Raw genomic sequence first — 18,260 nt, 5'->3', positions numbered from 1 at the left:
GCCTGTTCCACAAAATTGGAACTTAAAATCTGTGAAAGTTCCTAATTTTATAATTATTGGTTCTCAGCGGTGCGGCACGACTTCTCTGTACACTTATTTAGCTCACCACCCGCAAATTTTGACTCCGATTAAAAAGGAGATGGATTTTTTTTCGTGGCACTTTGATAGAGGAATTGATTGGTATTTGGCTCATTTTCCCCCAATGCTGGAGGGAGAGCAATTTGTAACGGGTGAGGCTAGTCCCAGTTACTTTGACTGTCGGGAAGCGCCGAAACGTCTCTACAGCGCATTTCCAGAGGCTAAGCTGATTGTGCTGTTGCGAAATCCGGTCGATCGCGCGATTTCTCATTTCTACCGCTTAAAGGGCTTGAATTGGGAAGGGCGATCGCTCGATCGGGCAATTAGCGATGAATTTGAACGGTTGAACCAAAACCCAGAATACATCATCGGCGAAGAACCGGGGAATTATTTAGCTCGCGGTAGGTATATAGAATTTATTAAAAATTGGCTGGCTTTCTTTCCCAGAGAACAGTTGTTAATTTTGAAAAGTGAAGATTTTTATGCCGGTGCAGCGGCGACTGTTCAGCAAGTTTTAGAATTTTTAGATTTGCCGGAATATCAATTACCTGAATATCAAAATGCTAATCCTGGTTTTTATCCGCGAGTAAATGAGTCGGTTCGCTGCTGCTTGAGCGATTATTTTAAACCTTACAATCAGGAATTAGAGGAGTATTTGGGGAGAAAGTTTGATTGGGAATAAGATAACACGGCGGTTGAAACCGCGTGGATACGAACAAAACCTGCCGACGCCGGTTGAATAAAAGGTGATTAAAGTTCGGTTATTCTCTTTACACTGCGTCCCGCTGACGAAAGTTTGTGTAAACCTGGTTTCAACCGCCGTCTGCTAAAATTAGAACAACTTGTAATGAGGTAATACTAATGCTGACAATCGAGCTAGATACATTACTTAAAGAACAAGCACTCCAACGCCAAGATCCCGAAGAGCGCTACATCACGGATACGGTGAACTGGGAAGAATACGAGACACTGGTACATCGGATTGGAGATGCTGCGGGATATCGAGTTACTTATTTAGATGGAGTTTTAGAAATTATGTCACCTTCTCGCCGCCATGAAAGTCGCAAAACTAGCATTGGAGATCTGCTACTTATTTATTTTGTAGAAGCTGATATTGAATATTTCCCTTTTGGCTCTACAACTCTGCGGCAAGAGGAAAAAAGTGGCGGTACGGAACCGGATGAAGCTTACTGTATTGGCACAGATAAAGAATTTCCCGACTTGGTAATTGAAGTGATTGTTACCAGTGGCAGCATCAATAAACTAGAACTCTATAGAAGGTTGAATGTGCGAGAGGTTTGGTTCTGGCGAAATGAGAGATTTTCGATCTACCATTTGCGAGAAGAGATTCCGGTTGAGTTTGTGTCAAACTGCGGTTATGAATTAATCACAAACAGCGAATTGCTACCGGAACTTGATATCGAGCTGTTGACAGAATGTGTCAAAAATCCTCATCCGCTAGCAGCAGCAAAGGCATGGAGACAGAATTTGCGTTAGCGAAGCTTGCAGCTATGGGATCGCCCTAAACAGCAAGTTTTAAATCTGCTCGATCGCCAAGCTGTCGCAAAGACGAGCAACTGACTCGCGCGCAGCAGTCCCAAGAAAAAACCCGCCCCCCATTGACAAGTCATACTCGTTATGAGTACGCTATAATGAACGAAGGAATTTAACCCAAATACTCAAGGATTCAAAATTATGCTGCCTAACAAAGAAGGTCAAAGAGTACCCAAAGTCACCTTTCGCACTCGCAAAGACAACGAATGGGTGGATGTCACCACCGATGAATTGTTTGCAGGCAAAACCGTAGCTGTGTTTTCCCTACCGGGAGCATTTACTCCCACTTGTTCCTCAACACACCTCCCTGGCTACAACGAATTGGCGAAGGTTTTCAAAGAAAATGGCGTAAATGAAATCGTTTGTATGTCCGTCAATGACACCTTTGTGATGAACGAATGGGCAAAAGATCAAGAAGCAAACAATGTGACGTTAATTCCCGACGGTAACGGTGAGTTTACTGAAGGCATGGGAATGCTGGTAGATAAAACAGATTTAGGCTTTGGAAAGCGGTCTTGGCGCTATTCGATGCTGGTCAAAGATGGTTTGGTTGAGAAAATGTTTATTGAACCGGAGGAACCGGGCGATCCTTTCAAGGTGTCCGATGCTGAGACGATGCTCAAGTACATCAACTCTTCAGCAACCAAGCCCAAGGTGGTTTCAGTGTTTACAAAAGTAGGCTGTCCCTTCTGCGCTAAGGCTAAGGCCATGCTGACTGAAAAGGGCTTGGATTATGAAGAAATCGTCCTGGGCCAGGACATCACAACCCGATCGCTCCGGGCCGTTACTGGTGCTACAACAGTGCCACAAGTATTTATCGACGGCAAGTTGATCGGCGATTCCGAAGCCCTAGAATCTTACTTGGCAGTGGCTTAGTGAGTTAAAAAACAACGGCTGCGGGTGTGTGCTGCACACCCTACAACGGCTGCGGGTGTGCAGTAGACACCCGCAGCCGTATTTAGTCCGATCGAGTTTTCGGAGTCAAAAGTTCGATCGCGCTATCGATCGCTTCTCGTGCAACAATTATGGTTGAAACAATATTAAAAAAATCAAAAATGGGAGTTAACGATCGTGGATTTGAGTCTAGTAGCGTCAAACATTTTAAATCCACCAGTATTAGCTTTTTTCATGGGAATGGCAGCAATTTTTCTCAAATCTGATTTAGAATTTCCCGCACCCATCCCCAAACTGTTTTCGCTGTACCTGCTGTTTGCGATCGGATTTAAAGGAGGCGTCGAACTTTCCAAAAGCGGAATTGACCAGCAAGTCGCCCTGACAATTTTGGCAGCGATGCTGATGTCTGCCCTAGTACCAGTTTATACTTTCTTTATACTGAGAATCAAACTCGATGCCTACAATGCAGCGGCGATCGCAGCCACCTACGGTTCCATCAGCGCCGTCACCTTTATCACCGCAACCTCCTTCCTCACAGGACAGGGGATCGACTTTGACGGTTACATGGTAGCAGCGCTAGCATTAATGGAATCCCCAGCAATTATCGTCGGTCTAATTCTCGTCAGCGTATTCGGCGGACAAGAAGAAAAACGCGATATAGTTTGGTCAGAAGTGCTCAAAGAAGCCTTCCTAAACAGTTCAGTATTTCTGCTAATTGGCAGCCTCATCATGGGGATACTGACTGGAGAGCACGGTTGGGAAGTTTTAAGTCCCTTTACTCAAGATTTGTTTTATGGCGTTCTGACTTTTTTCTTGCTAGACATGGGCCTGGTTGCTGCTAGCAGAATTCAAGATTTGCAAGATGCAGGAATTTTTCTGATCGGCTTTGCAATCCTCATTCCCATAGTTAACGCAGCCATTGGTTTAGTGATAGCCAAAATAATCGGAATGCCGGAAGGAGATAGCCTGCTGTTTGCCGTATTGTGCGCGAGTGCTTCTTACATCGCAGTACCGGCAGCAATGCGGCTGACGGTTCCCGAAGCTAACCCGAGCCTTTACATTTCAACAGCCTTAGCAGTGACGTTTCCGTTTAACATCATTGTAGGCATTCCCACGTATCTATACGCAATCAATATATTTTGGAGGTGAACCGATGGAGACAGTTAAAAGGATAGAAATTATTGCGAACTCGGTAGAACTTCCAAAGATTTTAGACGGTTTAGAAAAAGCTGGTGTCCCCGGTTATTCAGTGATTCGCGGTGTCGCAGGCAAAAGCACCAGGGGTACTCGATCGCGCGATTTAGCAATGACAATGCTGGATAATATTTACGTACTGGCTTTTTGCGAACCCGATCGAATATCGGCAGTTGCAGAACATATTAGACCCGTGCTAAATAAGTTTGGAGGGTCGTGTTTTATTTCGGATGCGGTGGAATTGCTAACCACTAAGTGCGTTGGGTAGCGATTAGTCATTATAGCCTTTCTCTAAAAGGTGAGGTACCAGTTTTGCCATAAAAAGCTTGACACTGTATGGTTTGCAGCATACCTCGGCATACCTCATCTTTCGCTTGAAAGGCTATAGTCATGATAGATTTTAGAGACATCAGATACACTGCACACTAAAATTATCTTTCGGTCATTATTAGGATCAATCATTCTGTAGCTGTCTCTGAAATCACGAACAATCTACAGGCAAAACCCGCCCGCACCCAACTATCAAATATTCTGCGACTTACAAAAAAAACTCACGCAACATACAATTTCTGTACTCTGTTAAGATCGCTCAATATCTTGACAAACCGCCCGATCCATGCAAACTTTCAAAAAATCAACCAGACCTTTCAACTCTCAAGATACATATCCCTGTCCCGTCTGTCGCACCGGTGAAATTGCTACGATGCCGATGATGGAAGCCCTAGCTTGCAACTTCTGCCAGCACATTTTTACCGCCAGCGAAGAAAGGCAATCGCTCCAAATGGCCGATCGCCAGCCGCCCGTAATTTGGCACTGGAACGGCAAAAAATGGATAGGATCACACCTCGAAGGCGTAGAATTCGGATGGCCTTATTTTGCCGCAGCGATCGGTCTCATCTTCCTTCCCACCACCTTGCTCGGACTTTCAGCTTACTACTTTCCCCCGGTTCCCGGCAGCCGCTTGTCGTGGCTGCCCGCAGCTTGGACTGGTTTAGCCTTTTTGTCCCATTTAGGCATAGTGCTGTGGTTGGTAGGCGAATTTTATCAATTCCCCGCGGCCACTTACTTGAGAGCTTGGGGGCGCAGGATTCGCAGGCGCTAGCTGGCTGGTGTCAGACGGTTGAGGGCCGCGCACCGAGATTTATTTCGGTAAAATTTAAGTAAAATTGGAGGCGATCGCAAAAGTCAATTCCAAATCAGCACCACTAAAGCTATAATCATTAGCTATTCTAAATACTCAGATACGAGCGCATAGCGATTTGTAAGGAGAGCGATGAACATACTTGGAATCTCGGCGTACTACCATGACAGCGCCGCAGCCTTAATTTGCGATGGAGAAATTATCGCCGCAGCGCAGGAAGAAAGATTTTCCCGCAAAAAGCACGACGCCAGATTTCCCAAGAATGCGATCGCCTATTGCCTAAAAGAAGCGAACATAGAATTACGGGAAGTCGATCGCATAGTCTTTTACGACAAACCATTAGTCAAATTCGAGCGCCTTCTCGAAACCTACTTAGCCTACGCACCCCAAGGTTTTCGCTCTTTCCTAACCGCCATGCCCATATGGCTGAAAGAAAAGCTTTACCTCAAAACCATGCTCAAAAGAGATCTCGCAGAAATAGGCAACTGCAAAACCAATAAACTGCCATCTCTGCTATTTACCGAGCACCACCAATCCCACGCAGCCTCAGCATTTTTCCCCAGCCCGTTTCAAAAAGCCGCCGTTTTGTGCCTCGATGGCGTAGGCGAGTGGGCAACAACCTCGGTTTGGTTGGGAGACGGCAACCAACTAACACCTCAGTGGGAAATCGATTTTCCCCACTCCCTAGGTTTGCTTTATTCAGCTTTCACCTACTACACAGGCTTTAAAGTAAACTCTGGCGAATACAAACTCATGGGTTTAGCGCCCTACGGCGAACCCAAGTATGTAGACAAAATTCTCACCCATTTGATGGATCTCAAAGATGACGGAACTTTCCGTTTAAACATGGATTATTTCAACTACACAGTTGGCTTAACCATGACAAATAAGAAGTTTGACGAACTGTTTGAAGGGCCGCCGCGTCAAGGTGAAGGACAACTGACTCAGCGGGAAATGGACATTGCAGCTTCCATTCAAGTTGTTACCGAAGAAGTTGTTTTGCGGCTTTGCAGAACAGTTAAAAAAGAATTGGATGTCGATTATCTTTGTCTCGCGGGCGGCGTTGCTCTCAACTGCGTTGCTAACGGCAGACTTTTGCGGGAAAATATTTTCAAAGATATTTGGATTCAACCAGCAGCGGGAGATGCTGGCGGTGCTTTGGGCGCGGCTTTGGCGATTTGGTATCAGTATTGCGAACAAACTCGTACTGTGGGCGACGAGTTACTCGCAGTAAATAATAATATTAAGCCGGAGAGGACTGAAGTCTTTACTACCAGTGGGGAGGAGAGGACTGAAGTCCTCACTACAAGCCAAGCTGTCGCAACAGTGGCGAAGTCGGTGGCTCATTTAACTTGTCACGACAAAATGCGCGGTTCCTATTTGGGGCCAAGGTTTACTGACGCAGAAATTCTTGAATATTTAGATGCTGTCAAAGCTAGTTATCACCGATTGGACGATGCCGAATTGATGCCGCAGTTGGCGGAAATTTTGGCACAGGGAAATGTCGTTGGATGGTTCCAAGGGCGGATGGAATTTGGGCCGCGAGCTCTGGGCGGGCGATCGATTATTGGCGATCCACGCAATGCTAAAATGCAGTCTGTGATGAACCTGAAAATTAAATATCGGGAATCATTTCGACCTTTTGCACCATCAATTTTAGCCGAAAGAGTTGCGGATTATTTCGAGATTGACCACTCTAGCCCTTATATGCTATTAGTAGCACCGGTCAAAGCCAGTCTCCGCATTCCCATGACTCCCGAACAAGAGCAGTTGTTTGGCATTGAAAAGCTCAACATTCCGCGATCGGAAATTCCGTCTGTTACCCACGTCGATTACTCGGCTCGCATCCAAACAGTTCACAAAGAAACCAATCCTCGGTACTATGACTTAATCAGTCATTTTGAAGAGCGATCGGGCTGTTCGATTCTGGTAAATACTTCCTTCAACGTCCGAGGCGAACCCATTGTTTGCACCCCCGAAGATGCTTACCGCTGTTTCATGCGAACCGAAATGGACTATCTGGTTTTAGAGAATTACTTGATTCCTAAATCAGAACAAATTCCTTGGAAACAAGATGATGCTTGGAAAAATGAATTTGAACTAGATTAGTCAGTTAACAGTTGGCAGTTGACAGTTGACAGTTGACAGTTTAACTGGTTCCCCGGCTCTGCCTGGGAACCGATATCACTCTTGCTCTGCCTCGCTTGCTTACGGAGTCAAATTCGAGGCAGAGCCTCCGGATCTGCGTTACCAGGCTCTGCCTGGTAACGAGCATTCTTCCATCTTCCATCTTCCTGATGACGTTGTACGGAAAGCTCGGAGGCGACAGCAAAACATGACGTTGGACTAATGACTTCTTCTCTCTTCCCTCTTCCCTCTTCCTTCTTCCCTCTTCCTTCTTCCTTCAACATGAGCGACGAAATTAAAAAACTCGACAAAAAAGGCCTGCGCGATTTCGGGCTGCTAATTGGCGGCTTAATTGCCCTGCTGTTCGGTTTAGCAGTACCTTTACTGCGGCGGCATTCTATACCTTGGTGGCCCTGGGCTGTCGGTGCAGTGCTAGTCGCGCTAGCATTGGTTGCACCAAAATCCCTGAATCCCGTTTATCACGCATGGATGCGGTTTGGACTGCTCCTCAACAAGATCGAAACGCCGATCGTCCTAGGGATAGTTTTTTACCTGATAGTTTGGCCGATGGGAGTGATCAAAAACCTGTTTGGCGAAGATGCAATGCGGCGCAAACTAAATCCGAAAATGGATACCTACCGCATCCCAAGTAAAGCAAGAACCAAAGTTAGTATGGAGCGTCCTTTCTAAGTGTTTGAAGCAACTTTAGACTTTCTCAAAGATTTGTGGGCGTTTATGAGAGAACGCAAAAAATATTGGCTGATACCCTTAATTGTGACTTTAGTATTTTTGGGAGCTTTGATTGTATTGAGTCATGGTTCTGTGATTGCTCCGTTTATTTACACGCTGTTTTGAAAGAATGAGCAAATTGAAAAATTTGGGTGTCAACTTAGGTTTGATACTCGGTAGTTTATTCATGGGGGTGGTAATTGGTGAAGTTGGATTGCGAGTTGCAGGAGTTGAGGGCTACCCCAAAATTGGAGCTTTCGCAGACTCCGCGCCAACTCGTTTCCACACTGCCGATCCCGATTTGGGCTGGAAGCTTAAACCAGGTGTATCCGGGGAGTGGAAGGGCGAAGGTGAGAGTTTTGTGCAGGTGAATAGTGAGGGTTTGCGCGATCGCGAACACACAAAAGCCAAACCTCCCAATACCCTCAGAATCGCAGTTTTGGGCGATTCTTTCACCGAAGCAATTCACGTACCAGTCGAACAAACTTTCTGGTCGAAATTGGAACGAAAGCTAGGCAACTGCGAAGCTGTTAAGGGACGCAAAAATGTTGAAGTTATCAATTTCGGCGTGCAGGGTTACGGTAATGCTCAAGAATTGATAATGCTGCGAAAAAAAGTGTGGGATTACAATCCTGATATTGTAATTCTTGCATTTTTTATGGGCAACGATGTAATTAACAATTCCCCCAAACTAGAATACGACCACTATCGACCATTTTTTGCGTATAATGCTAGCGGCAAGTTAGTACCGGATATGTCTTTTCGCAATTTAGCACCGATCGACCGCAACGCAAGAGCAGTTTCATTCGTAGACAAATTGCCCAGTTTTCTGGTCAACAATTCGCGCATTTTGCAAGTCATCAAAAAAATTGACATAGACCAGAAAAAGCTGCAGTTATCGGCAGATTTTTCCGGTTTGAGTACCAAAAACTTCATTCCACCTCAAGATGCAGCTTGGCAAGATGCCTGGAAGGTAACAGAAGGTTTGATTGTGGAGATTCGCAATGAAGTCGTGCAGAAAAATGCTGATTTCTTACTTGTGACGATCGGCGATCCGATACAAGTTGAACGGGATGCCCAGAGACGAAAAAATTTTATGAGAAAAAACAAAATTCAGGATTTGTTTTATCCCGATAAGCGGCTAAAAAAATTGGGCGCGCGCGAAGGTTTTCGGGTACTGAATTTATCCGAACAGTTTCAAGGTTATACTGAAAAATTTCAAGTGTGCGCCCACGGTTTTGAGAATTCTGTACCCTGTGGGGGTCACTGGAATGAACTCGGACACAGGCTTGCTAGTATTTTGATTGCTCGCAATTTGTGCGAAAACTTGAAGCAGTCTCAAGCCCCCAAAAAACAACCGTAATCAGTCAAATTACATGAAAGACTCAACTTCGTTCAAAAAAGGCAAAAATATATTAACTTTAATCGCTGTTAATTTGGCGATCGCTTTTATTTGTCTGGAAGCTTTGTCGCTAGCTTTTTATTTTGTAAATCAAAAACAGTTTTTTTATACCAGAACCAAAGGCAAAGAAAAAGTAGCAGAAGATATTGAAAGGCTCGGAATTAGACTAGATGAATCTATCGTAGAAAGACTGCACCCGTTTTTTGGCTACGTACTCAAACAAGGTGCTTTTCCCAATGAAAAATTAAAATTAAAAGTCAACAAAGAAGGCTTTTATTCTCTCTACGAATATCCGTTTATTAAAACTAATAAGAATCAATTGATTGTAGGAATTTTCGGCGGTTCTGTTGCTAACAACTTTGCCGTAAATGAATACGTCACCAAAAGATTTTCTCAAAAGTTAAAGAGTTATCCAGAATTCGCCAACAAAGAAATTATAGTTTTAAATTTCTGTAACGGCGGCTACAAACAACCCCAACAATTATTAATTTTAAATTACTTTCTAGCCTTGGGTCAAGATTTAGATTTAGTCGTCAATATTGACGGTTTTAACGAAGTAGCACTGTCAAATTTAAACAACAAAGCCGGATTAGAAATAGGAATGCCCAGCGTTCAACACGTCAAGCCGCTGACGAGTTTAGCCAACAACAACTTGTCGCCGGAAGCGATGAGTTCGATCGTGCAAATTAGCGAAACTAAAAAACAGTTGAAAGCAGGTATTGACAAATTGCAAACTTGTCAGCTTGCTTTGTGTCACGCTATTACCTCGCTGAGAGTGAAACAATTAGTCAACAATTACCAGAAAGCCCTTGTCAAGTATGACCGGCAAGTCAAACAATCCAACCAAAACACGGAAAATAGCGGTATAGTATACCTTCCCAAAGCTGACTTTGTTTTGCCGGATGCTGCTGCTTTTAATGAAGTAGCATCGATTTGGTACGAATCGTCGATCGCGATGAATCAAATTTTGTCAAGTAGAAAAATTAAGTATTTTCACTTTATTCAGCCCAACCAATATTATCAAACTAAACGAATCTTTACCGCCAAGGAGGACGAAATTGCGATCGACAAGAATAGTCCTTACATTGAAGGGGTGAAAAAAGGTTATCCCGTACTGTTGTCTAAAGTCGATGATTTGCAAAAAGCTGGGGTTAATGTTTTTAACGCCGTGAATATTTTGGACAATACCAAAGAAACAGTTTACAAAGATGGCTGCTGCCACTACAATTCAGTAGGAGAGGAAGTATTGGCAGACTATGTTTCCAGCTCAATGATTAAAGTAGTAAGAGAGTCAAAATAGATATTTATGAAAAATTTTAAGTCGATTAAAAAAATCCCAGAAATCCTCAAAATTGCTGCGATTAACTTGGCGTTTTTACTTGTTTTCGTGGAACTCGGTTCGCTGGGATGGTATTTTCTCAAGCACAAGCAATTTTTCTATACTAGATCGAATGTGCAAGATAAGTCGGCTTTAGGAATCAATTTAGAAGGAGTGCGGCTGAATCAGTCTATTATAGTCAGGCTGCATCCTTTTTTTGGATTTATTGAAAAACCTGGCCCCGATTTTCGCCCCGGTTTTAAAGTTAACAATTACGGGTTTATGTCTCCCTATGATTATCCGTTCAAAAAAACCAAGCCCAATCAATTTATCATTGGAGTTTTTGGCGGTTCTGTGGCTTCTAATTATGGAATATTTGAAGTTCAAAATAAAATTTTACCTCAATACCTCAAGCAACTTCCTGGTTTAAAGGATAAAGAATTTGTAATTTTGTCTTTTGCTACTGGAGGCTACAAACAGCCCCAACAGTTATTAATTTTAAACTATTTTTTATCCTTAGGTCAAGAATTAGATATGGTGGTCAATATAGATGGTTTTAATGAAGTAGCACTTTCTAATCTCAACAATAAAAATAAAATAGATTTGGCGATGCCAAGCATTCAGCATATTCTGCCGCTGACTAATTTAGCGAATAATAGCCTTTCTTTAAAAGCTATGAAAGCAAGTGTCAGAATTCAAGAAACTAAAACTAAGATTAATGAGGGGCTGGAAACTTTGCAGCACTGCTCTTTCGCGGCGTGCGATGCTTTGACTTCTGTTTACGTTCAAAATTTAGTTAACAATTATCGTAAAGATGTGATTGCGTTTGACAAAAAACAAACTCAACCACAAAAAAATGGTGATAACGTTATTTATATCAATAAAAATAATTCTGTTTTAAGCGATTCAGTAGCTTTTGAAGAAATTGCATCGCAGTGGGTAAAAAGTTCAATTTTTATGCACAAAGTGCTGTCGGCTAGCAATGTGCCGTATTTTCATGTTCTCCAGCCCAATCAATATTATCAGACGAAAAGGGTGTTTGGTGAAGCTGAAAAGCAGATTGCTTTTAACAAGGATACTCCTTATGCTAAGGCTGTGGAAATTGGCTATCCGGTTCTTTTGAGTAAGTTTCCTAATTTACAAAAAAATAATATCACTATTTTCAATGGGGTCAAGGTGTTCGACAAGACTAAAGATGTTGTTTATGTAGATAGCTGCTGTCATTACAATCAAGCTGGACAGGCGATATTTAGCAATTATGTGGGCCGTTCTATTCTGGAATATTTGCAGAAAAATGAGGCTAGGAGTAAGAAGAAGTAGGTTGACAAAATTATATCAAATCCGGCTTACATAGATAGCCCGATAATTTACATTATGTATCGCAAAATAACCCTGATGAGGTTTGTAGTGAGGACTTGAGTCCTCAGAAATTGATCGGGACTAAAGTCCTCACTACGAACCTATTTTACCGCCGATCGCAAATTTTAGGTATTTGCTTCGGTTTTAGATCGATCGCCCACAGAGTCGATCGGCATTACCAATATCTTATCAACTCGGTTGCCGTCCATATCCACGACTTCGACTCGCAAACCGTTCCACTCAAAATGCTCCGCTGCTGTCGGAATTTTCCCCAAATTTGTAATCACAAAACCGCCCATTGTGTGGTAGCTACCCCTATTTTCTGACGATATTTCATCAATTCCAAATAATTCAAAGAAATCTTCAACCGGGAGCATTCCGTCTAACAGCCAAGAACCGTCCTCGCGCTGGACTGCTTGGGGTTCGTCGGCATCTTCTATTGAAGGAAAGTCGCCAACGAGTTCGACTAAAATGTCGTTAACTGTCACTAATCCTTGAATGACTCCGTATTCGTCAACCACTAAGGCAATTTGATTACTAGATTGCTTGAAAAGCTCTAATACTTTTAAACCGCGCGTGCTTTCAGGTACAAATAAAGGCCTGCGTAAAGAAGCACTTAAATCGAGGGGTTGACCGGTCAAAGTGCGAGACAGCATATCGGTAACGTGTACTAAACCGACAACATTATCGAGTCCGCCCTGACAAACAGGAAACCGAGAATGACCGCTGCCGAGCATTTTTTGGCGGTTTTCTTCTACTGAGTCGTCGAGGTCGAGCCAAGTAAGATCGGGTCGCGGAGTCATTAAGGCGCTGACTCGCCGATCGCCCAAACGAAAGACTCTTTCTACCATGTCTTGTTCGGCTTCTTCAAAGGTTCCGGCCTCGGTGCCTTGCTCTATTAAAACTTTGATTTCTTCCTCTGTAACTTGCGGTTCTGTTGAAGGCACAATCCCCATAATCCGCAAGATTAAGTCAGTGGAATAACTTAAAACATAAACGGCGGGAGCGCCAATTTTGGACAGCATTCGCATCGGAATAGCGACACTGGAGGCGATCGGCTCAGGGTTGTTGAGGGCGAGGCGCTTCGGCACGAGTTCGCCAATAATTATGGTGAGATAAGTTATGGTTAAAATTGCGATGACTGAGGCGATCGCCCCTGAGTAGGGTTCCAAAGCCGGAATCAAGCGCAACAGAGGCTCTACTCTTTTAGCAATCGTCGTTTCTCCGAAAGCGCCGGACAGGATAGCCAGCAGCGTAATCCCGATTTGAACAGTCGGCAAGAACTGATTGGGGGCATTAGCCAGATCCAGCGCTACACGGGCATTGAGCGAACCCTGGTTTGCCATCTGTTGCAGTCTCACCTTCCGTACTGAGATGATGGCCATCTCTGACATCACAAACACGCCATTGAGGAAAACCAGCAGGAGAACAATCAGAAGGTCGGTACTTGGGGACATTTCTCAAATTATCGGTGGTAAAGGCGAAGCGCACTGCCCGGTTAGTCGATTTTAGATTTTAGATTTTAGATTTTAGATTTTAGATTGACTCCGCAGCCAGTATCTGGGGGATTTCCCTAATGTCTAAAATTTTTCGATCTTCACAACTTGAGTACGTGGCAGGGTATCCGTCTTTGGGTGCAGTCACAGGAGAGGTTTGGAAGCGGTCAATCTCGATCGCAAAATCGAAATTTTTTCTAAACCTGGCCCTATATTAACGGAACTGGCTCGATCGCGATCGCAAGTTCGAGATTTTTATAGAAAGCCTCTAGCAGAAATCTACCTGTAGTTGAGTGGCACTGCCAACAGCCGATCGCCACAATGATAGATGTTTGTCGTACAATCGAACTTACTTAGCAGGCCGCGGGGAAGAGCCTTCGCCCATCGGGGATTAAAATTAACAACCCATGACTTTCTCTTCAATAATTCGTACTTTGGGGCGATCGCCCCTAGCAACAGAACTTCTCAACAAGCTCAAACGGCATCACTGCTTGCAACTGGCAGGTCTAGCCCGCTTACCCAAAGGTTTGGTAGCTTCCGCCCTCGCCCAGGAAGAAGGGCGAAACCTGTTGGTTGTGACAGCAACCCTGGAAGAAGCAGGGCGCTGGGTAGCCTCTCTAGAGGCGATGGGCTGGCAAACCGTACATTTTTACCCGACTTCCGAGGCTTCTCCCTACGAGCTATCCTACTCCGACGAGAACGAAATGACCTGGGGACAAATGCAGGTGCTGGCGGATTTGGTGGACAAGCAAGAAAAAACCGCCAATCAGTCGAAGCCGATCGCCATTGTCGCCACAGAAAGAGCCCTGCAGCCTCATTTGCCACCTCGAAGTGCTTTTGAACCCTACTGTCTGACGCTGAAGCGAGGCGAAGTTCAAGACTCCAAGATACTTGACCGCCAACTGGCCTCGATGGGATACGATCGGGTGAATTTGGTAGAAATGGAGGGCCAGTGGAGCCGCCGGGGCGATATTGTCGATGTGTTTCCGGTGGCGGCGGAGTTGCCGGTGCGGCTGGAATGGTTCGGGGATAATTTGGAACAACTGCGCGAGTTCGATCCCTCGAACCAGCGATCGCTCGATAAGGTCGATCGATTAGTTTTAACTCCTACTAATTTTAACACAATTATTAAAGCAGTTTTAGCTGAAAAAACTCTTGACAAAATCAACAAATTAGGATCGAGTGACACAGAAAATGAATCTGAAAAATTTGTCCACAGGCTGTTGGGTTTAGCCTTCGAGAAACCCGCGTCTTTGTTGGATTATTTGCCGGAAAATACCTTAGTTGTAGTTGACGAAACGCAAGGATGCGAAGGTCACAGCGACCGCTGGTTCGAGAATGCACAGGAACAATGGGAAAGTTGCAATCGGGAATCAGAAGCAGCAGGTGGTGAAACCGAAAGATTGCCAATTGCTAATTTAAAAGTTCCCAAAATTCACCGCACTTTTGCCGAATCGATGGCGGATGTCGCAGTTTTTTACAGGCTAGAAGTTTCAGAATTGACAGAAGATTCTGCTACTCAAAAAATTAAAAACTCCGCAGGGGGGGAGCAGCTATCGCCTCCGATTAATTTGGCCAGCAGGCCTGTGCCGGTGATGCCTCACCAATTTGCTAAACTCTCTCAAATGCTCCGGGAAGAGCGCGATCGGGGTTTTACGGTGTTTATGGTTTCGGCTCAACCGAGCCGCTCTGTTGCTCTGCTGTCGGAACACGACTGTCCGGCTCAGTTTGTGGTGAATCCTCGGGACTTTTTGGCGATCGACAAATTGCAGTTGCAACACGTTCCAGTAGCTCTGAAATACAACGGGCTGGCAGAATTGGAAGGGTTTATCCTGCCGACTTTTCGGATTGTTTTAATTACCGATCGCGAATTCTACGGCCAGCATTCTCTGGCGACTTTTAGCTATGTCCGCAAGCGCCGCCGCGCTGCTTCTAAAAAGGTTGACCCGCACAAGCTGAGTCCGGGGGATTTTGTGGTGCACCGCCAGCACGGAGTTGGCAAGTTTCTCAAGTTGGAACGCTTGACGATCGATCGGGAAACTCGCGAATATTTGGTGCTGCAATACGCTGACGGTACTCTCAGAGTCGCCGCCGACCAGTTGGGCGCGCTGTCGAGGTTTCGGACTGTTGGGGAGAAAGCGCCGGATCTCAACAAGCTGACAGGCCAAACTTGGGAAAAAACTAAGACAAAAGTTCGCAAAGCTGTTAAGAAATTGGCAGTGGATTTGCTGAATCTTTACGCTAAAAGAGCTAAACAACAAGGTTATGCTTTTCCTCCCGATATGCCTTGGCAGCAAGAGTTGGAGGATTCTTTTCCGTACCAGCCAACGCCGGATCAGTTGAAGGCTACTTTTGATGTGAAACGTGACATGGAGGGCGATCGACCGATGGATCGTCTCGTCTGCGGCGATGTCGGTTTTGGCAAGACGGAAGTCGCTCTCAGAGCTATTTTTAAGGCGGTTACAGCGGGCAAGCAGGTGGCAATGCTTGCGCCGACGACAATTTTGACCCAACAGCACTATCACACCCTCTCAGAGCGTTTTTCGCCTTATCCGATCCAAGTTGGTTTGCTCAATCGCTTTCGCACAGAAACCGAGCGCCGGGAGATTCACAAGCGCTTGGCCACTGGGGAGTTAGACGTGATTGTCGGCACTCAAGCTGTTTTGAGCAAGGCGATTAAATTTCGCGATTTGGGCCTGTTGGTGGTGGACGAAGAACAGCGGTTTGGGGTGAAGCAAAAGGAAGCGATTAAAGCCCTGAAAACAGAAGTTGATGTGCTGACTCTGACTGCGACTCCGATTCCCCGGACTTTGTATATGTCGCTGTCGGGGATTCGGGAGATGAGTTTGATTGCGACTCCGCCGCCAAGCCGCCGCCCGATTCAGACTCATTTAGCCCCCTACGATTTGGAAGTTGTGCGGACTGCTATTCGTCAAGAGTTGGACAGGGGCGGTCAGGTTTTTTATGTCGTGCCCCGGATTGAGGGGATTGATGAGTTGGCGGATACTTTGCAAACAATGGTTCCGGGGGCGAGAATTGCGATCGCCCACGGTCAAATGGATGCTTCGGAACTAGAATCAATCATGCTGACTTTTAGTGCCGCTCAGTTCGATATTTTGGTGTGCACGACGATTATTGAGTCTGGTTTGGATATTCCCCGCGTCAATACAATTTTGATTGAAGACGCGCAGCGGTTTGGTTTGGGTCAGCTTTACCAGTTGCGGGGACGGGTGGGGCGCGCGGGGATTCAAGCTCACGCTTGGCTGTTTTATCCGAAGCAGAATAAGCTTTCGGATGCTGCAAGGCAGAGGTTGCGGGCTATTCAAGAGTTCGCGCAGTTGGGTTCTGGCTATCAGTTGGCTGTCCGGGATATGGAAATTCGGGGCTCTGGTGATGTTTTGGGTACGGAACAGTCCGGTCAAATGGAGGCGATCGGTTTTGATTTGTATGCTGAAATGTTAGAGGAGGCCATTCGCGAAATTAAAGGTCAGGAAATTCCGAAGGTTGAGGATACACAAATCGACCTCAGTTTGACGGCGTTTATTCCTGCTGATTATATTGGGGATTTGGATCAAAAAATGAGCGCTTACCGCTCTGTGGCTTCTGCTAATACTCCAGCCGATTTGCAGCAAATTCGGGCCGATTGGTGCGATCGTTACGGGCCCATTCCTCTGCCGGCTGAGCAACTGATCCGCATTGTCGAACTCAAACAAATCGCCAAGCAAATCGGTTTTTCTCGGATTAAACCGGAGAACAAGCAGCACATTGTTTTGGAAACGCCGATGGAGGAGCCTGCTTGGAATTTGCTCCAGGCTAATTTGCCGGAACATTTGCGCTCTCGTTTTGTCTACAGCAAGGGGAAGGTTACTATTCGAGGTATGGCGGTTTTGACTGCCCAAAAGCAGTTGGATAATTTGATTGATTGGTTGGGTAAAATGCAGGGCGCTTTGCCGGAAGCAATTTTTTGATTTTTAAGTGGTGTTAAGCGAACACTTGAATTTTCTCTCTGCCCTCTTTTGTCTTAATTCGGCTACGCTACTTCGACGGTGCTGTACAAGTCTGTACAAGTCTGGACAAATCTTCCCTGCATCCATTAAATCCGTGGAGCGAATCTATTGCCGAACTTCCTTCAGTCGTAGCACAAAGGATTAAAATAGTGAAAACGTTAGTGTGTGTTTTTTTTGCGATCGCGCTAGCGCAAGGAGTGCCAACGGTGGTTCAAGCTCAACAAATTATTGACCCGATCGATAGGGTTGTTAGTGCTGGATTGATGAATAAAGATCCTAGCGGTAATTTTAATGCTGATGGCCTTGTCAGCCGCGCTGATTTGGCGGTTATTTTAGTAAAAACTTTTGGTTTGGAACGACGGAAAACAGCTCAGAAACCAGATATGGAATTGCCGGACGTAGCTAAGAGTTACTGGGCTTACAGTGCGATTCAAACTGCTTTGAAAACGGGAACAATGAGCGGATATCGCGACGGAATGTTTTTCCCTAATCAAAGGGTGACTCGTGCTGAAGCTTTGGCAATTTTTGCTCAAGCCTACGGTGTTTTTCAGTTTCCCGACGCGACTGTTGGCGAGATTTTAACTAAGTATCCAGATGCAGGGGAAATCCCTAGTTGGGCTAGAAAGTCTATGGCTACTGCACTTTATGAAGGGTTTGTGAATGTTGATATTGGAACTAATAAAATTAATCCTTTGAAGCCGATGACTCGCGGGGATATCGCTTACGCTTTGAGCAAATATTTGGAGCGACAGGTAAGGCCAACTTCTTTACCAGTCCGTGATGAGGGGCCTCCGAATCGCGGCATGGGAAGGTAATATTTGTTCTGGATTAAAATTTAATTTTTGGGGATGCCAAAATGCCCGCGCCATCCCAGAGAAGTCCTAGGGTGCGATCAATTACCATAACAAAAACGGATCGCGCGTGCGGAATGCGAGTCCGCCAAAAGGAGCGGACTCGCATT

The 18,260-nt window shown here is 45.2% G+C and carries 15 protein-coding genes; 14 read left to right on the top strand and 1 reads right to left on the bottom strand.

Going from position 1 to position 18,260, the window contains the following annotated elements; genetic code table 11:
• From QT998_RS23565 to QT998_RS23510, 12 genes are all read left to right on the top strand, one after another.
• Positions 1 to 760: sulfotransferase family protein (locus tag QT998_RS23565; RefSeq protein ID WP_333118052.1), on the top strand; the 760-nt coding region annotated here is incomplete at its 5' end.
• Positions 761 to 939: 179 nt separating this feature from the next.
• Positions 940 to 1,575, top strand: a complete 636-nt coding sequence (locus QT998_RS23560) for a Uma2 family endonuclease (protein WP_333089779.1) — start codon at positions 940 to 942, stop codon at positions 1,573 to 1,575.
• Positions 1,576 to 1,773: 198 nt separating this feature from the next.
• Entirely contained in the window at positions 1,774 to 2,508 is a 735-nt protein-coding gene (locus QT998_RS23555; protein WP_333089781.1) for a glutathione peroxidase, read from the top strand.
• Between the two features lie 195 nt (positions 2,509 to 2,703).
• Positions 2,704 to 3,675 carry a sodium-dependent bicarbonate transport family permease gene (locus QT998_RS23550; protein ID WP_333089782.1) on the top strand — a complete coding sequence of 324 codons (972 nt, stop codon included), beginning with the start codon at positions 2,704 to 2,706 and terminating at the stop codon, positions 3,673 to 3,675.
• Positions 3,676 to 3,679: 4 nt separating this feature from the next.
• Positions 3,680 to 3,988, top strand: a complete 309-nt coding sequence (locus QT998_RS23545) for a P-II family nitrogen regulator (RefSeq protein ID WP_333089783.1) — start codon at positions 3,680 to 3,682, stop codon at positions 3,986 to 3,988.
• A 348-nt stretch (positions 3,989 to 4,336) separates the two neighbouring features.
• Complete coding sequence (locus QT998_RS23540; RefSeq protein ID WP_333118049.1) at positions 4,337 to 4,822, top strand: hypothetical protein; 486 nt, start codon at positions 4,337 to 4,339, stop codon at positions 4,820 to 4,822.
• A 171-nt stretch (positions 4,823 to 4,993) separates the two neighbouring features.
• Positions 4,994 to 6,970 (top strand): carbamoyltransferase family protein, encoded by a 1,977-nt coding sequence (locus QT998_RS23535; protein WP_333089787.1) that lies wholly within the window; start codon positions 4,994 to 4,996, stop codon positions 6,968 to 6,970.
• A 240-nt stretch (positions 6,971 to 7,210) separates the two neighbouring features.
• Positions 7,211 to 7,678 carry an SxtJ family membrane protein gene (locus QT998_RS23530; protein WP_333089788.1) on the top strand — a complete coding sequence of 156 codons (468 nt, stop codon included), beginning with the start codon at positions 7,211 to 7,213 and terminating at the stop codon, positions 7,676 to 7,678.
• Positions 7,679 to 7,843 (top strand): DUF5989 family protein, encoded by a 165-nt coding sequence (locus QT998_RS23525; protein WP_333089789.1) that lies wholly within the window; start codon positions 7,679 to 7,681, stop codon positions 7,841 to 7,843.
• Between the two features lie 4 nt (positions 7,844 to 7,847).
• Positions 7,848 to 9,080, top strand: coding sequence for an SGNH/GDSL hydrolase family protein (locus QT998_RS23520; protein ID WP_333118046.1), 1,233 nt, complete (start codon positions 7,848 to 7,850; stop codon positions 9,078 to 9,080).
• Positions 9,081 to 9,093: 13 nt separating this feature from the next.
• On the top strand, positions 9,094 to 10,419 hold the full coding sequence (locus tag QT998_RS23515; protein WP_333118045.1) for a hypothetical protein: 1,326 nt from the start codon (positions 9,094 to 9,096) through the stop codon (positions 10,417 to 10,419).
• A gap of 6 nt (positions 10,420 to 10,425) precedes the next feature.
• Complete coding sequence (locus tag QT998_RS23510) at positions 10,426 to 11,757, top strand: hypothetical protein (RefSeq protein WP_333118043.1); 1,332 nt, start codon at positions 10,426 to 10,428, stop codon at positions 11,755 to 11,757.
• A gap of 164 nt (positions 11,758 to 11,921) precedes the next feature.
• On the opposite strand, the gene QT998_RS23505 is transcribed toward QT998_RS23510, so the two are convergent.
• A complete protein-coding gene (locus tag QT998_RS23505) occupies positions 11,922 to 13,253 on the bottom strand; it encodes a hemolysin family protein (protein ID WP_333118041.1) in 1,332 nt (443 codons plus the stop codon).
• Positions 13,254 to 13,699: 446 nt separating this feature from the next.
• On the opposite strand from QT998_RS23505, the gene mfd reads away from it, so the two are divergent.
• Both mfd and QT998_RS23495 read left to right on the top strand, forming a co-directional pair.
• Positions 13,700 to 17,260 (top strand): transcription-repair coupling factor, encoded by a 3,561-nt coding sequence (gene mfd / locus QT998_RS23500; RefSeq protein ID WP_333118038.1) that lies wholly within the window; start codon positions 13,700 to 13,702, stop codon positions 17,258 to 17,260.
• 200 nt (positions 17,261 to 17,460) lie between these two features.
• Positions 17,461 to 18,114, top strand: coding sequence for an S-layer homology domain-containing protein (locus QT998_RS23495; RefSeq protein ID WP_333089799.1), 654 nt, complete (start codon positions 17,461 to 17,463; stop codon positions 18,112 to 18,114).
• Positions 18,115 to 18,260: the final 146 nt, after the last annotated feature.

Source organism: Microcoleus sp. S1D4, from assembly GCF_036700765.1.
Taxonomy (GTDB): Bacteria; Cyanobacteriota; Cyanobacteriia; order Cyanobacteriales; family Microcoleaceae; genus Microcoleus.
The sequence above is the reverse complement of the archived record's forward strand: the minus strand, read 5'-3'. Positions and strand labels throughout refer to the sequence as shown.

Bases quoted from the DNA above. Each gene is read 5' to 3' on its own strand.
- QT998_RS23560 (WP_333089779.1), top strand. From the start codon at position 940: ATGCTGACAATCGAGCTAGATACATTACTTAAAGAACAAGCACTCCAA.
- QT998_RS23555 (WP_333089781.1), top strand. From the start codon at position 1,774: ATGCTGCCTAACAAAGAAGGTCAAAGAGTACCCAAAGTCACCTTTCGC.
- QT998_RS23545 (WP_333089783.1), top strand. From the start codon at position 3,680: ATGGAGACAGTTAAAAGGATAGAAATTATTGCGAACTCGGTAGAACTT.
- QT998_RS23540 (WP_333118049.1), top strand. From the start codon at position 4,337: ATGCAAACTTTCAAAAAATCAACCAGACCTTTCAACTCTCAAGATACA.
- QT998_RS23535 (WP_333089787.1), top strand. From the start codon at position 4,994: ATGAACATACTTGGAATCTCGGCGTACTACCATGACAGCGCCGCAGCC.
- QT998_RS23530 (WP_333089788.1), top strand. From the start codon at position 7,211: ATGACTTCTTCTCTCTTCCCTCTTCCCTCTTCCTTCTTCCCTCTTCCT.
- QT998_RS23520 (WP_333118046.1), top strand. From the start codon at position 7,848: ATGAGCAAATTGAAAAATTTGGGTGTCAACTTAGGTTTGATACTCGGT.
- QT998_RS23515 (WP_333118045.1), top strand. From the start codon at position 9,094: ATGAAAGACTCAACTTCGTTCAAAAAAGGCAAAAATATATTAACTTTA.
- QT998_RS23510 (WP_333118043.1), top strand. From the start codon at position 10,426: ATGAAAAATTTTAAGTCGATTAAAAAAATCCCAGAAATCCTCAAAATT.
- QT998_RS23505 (WP_333118041.1), bottom strand. From the start codon at position 13,253: ATGTCCCCAAGTACCGACCTTCTGATTGTTCTCCTGCTGGTTTTCCTC.
- mfd (WP_333118038.1), top strand. From the start codon at position 13,700: ATGACTTTCTCTTCAATAATTCGTACTTTGGGGCGATCGCCCCTAGCA.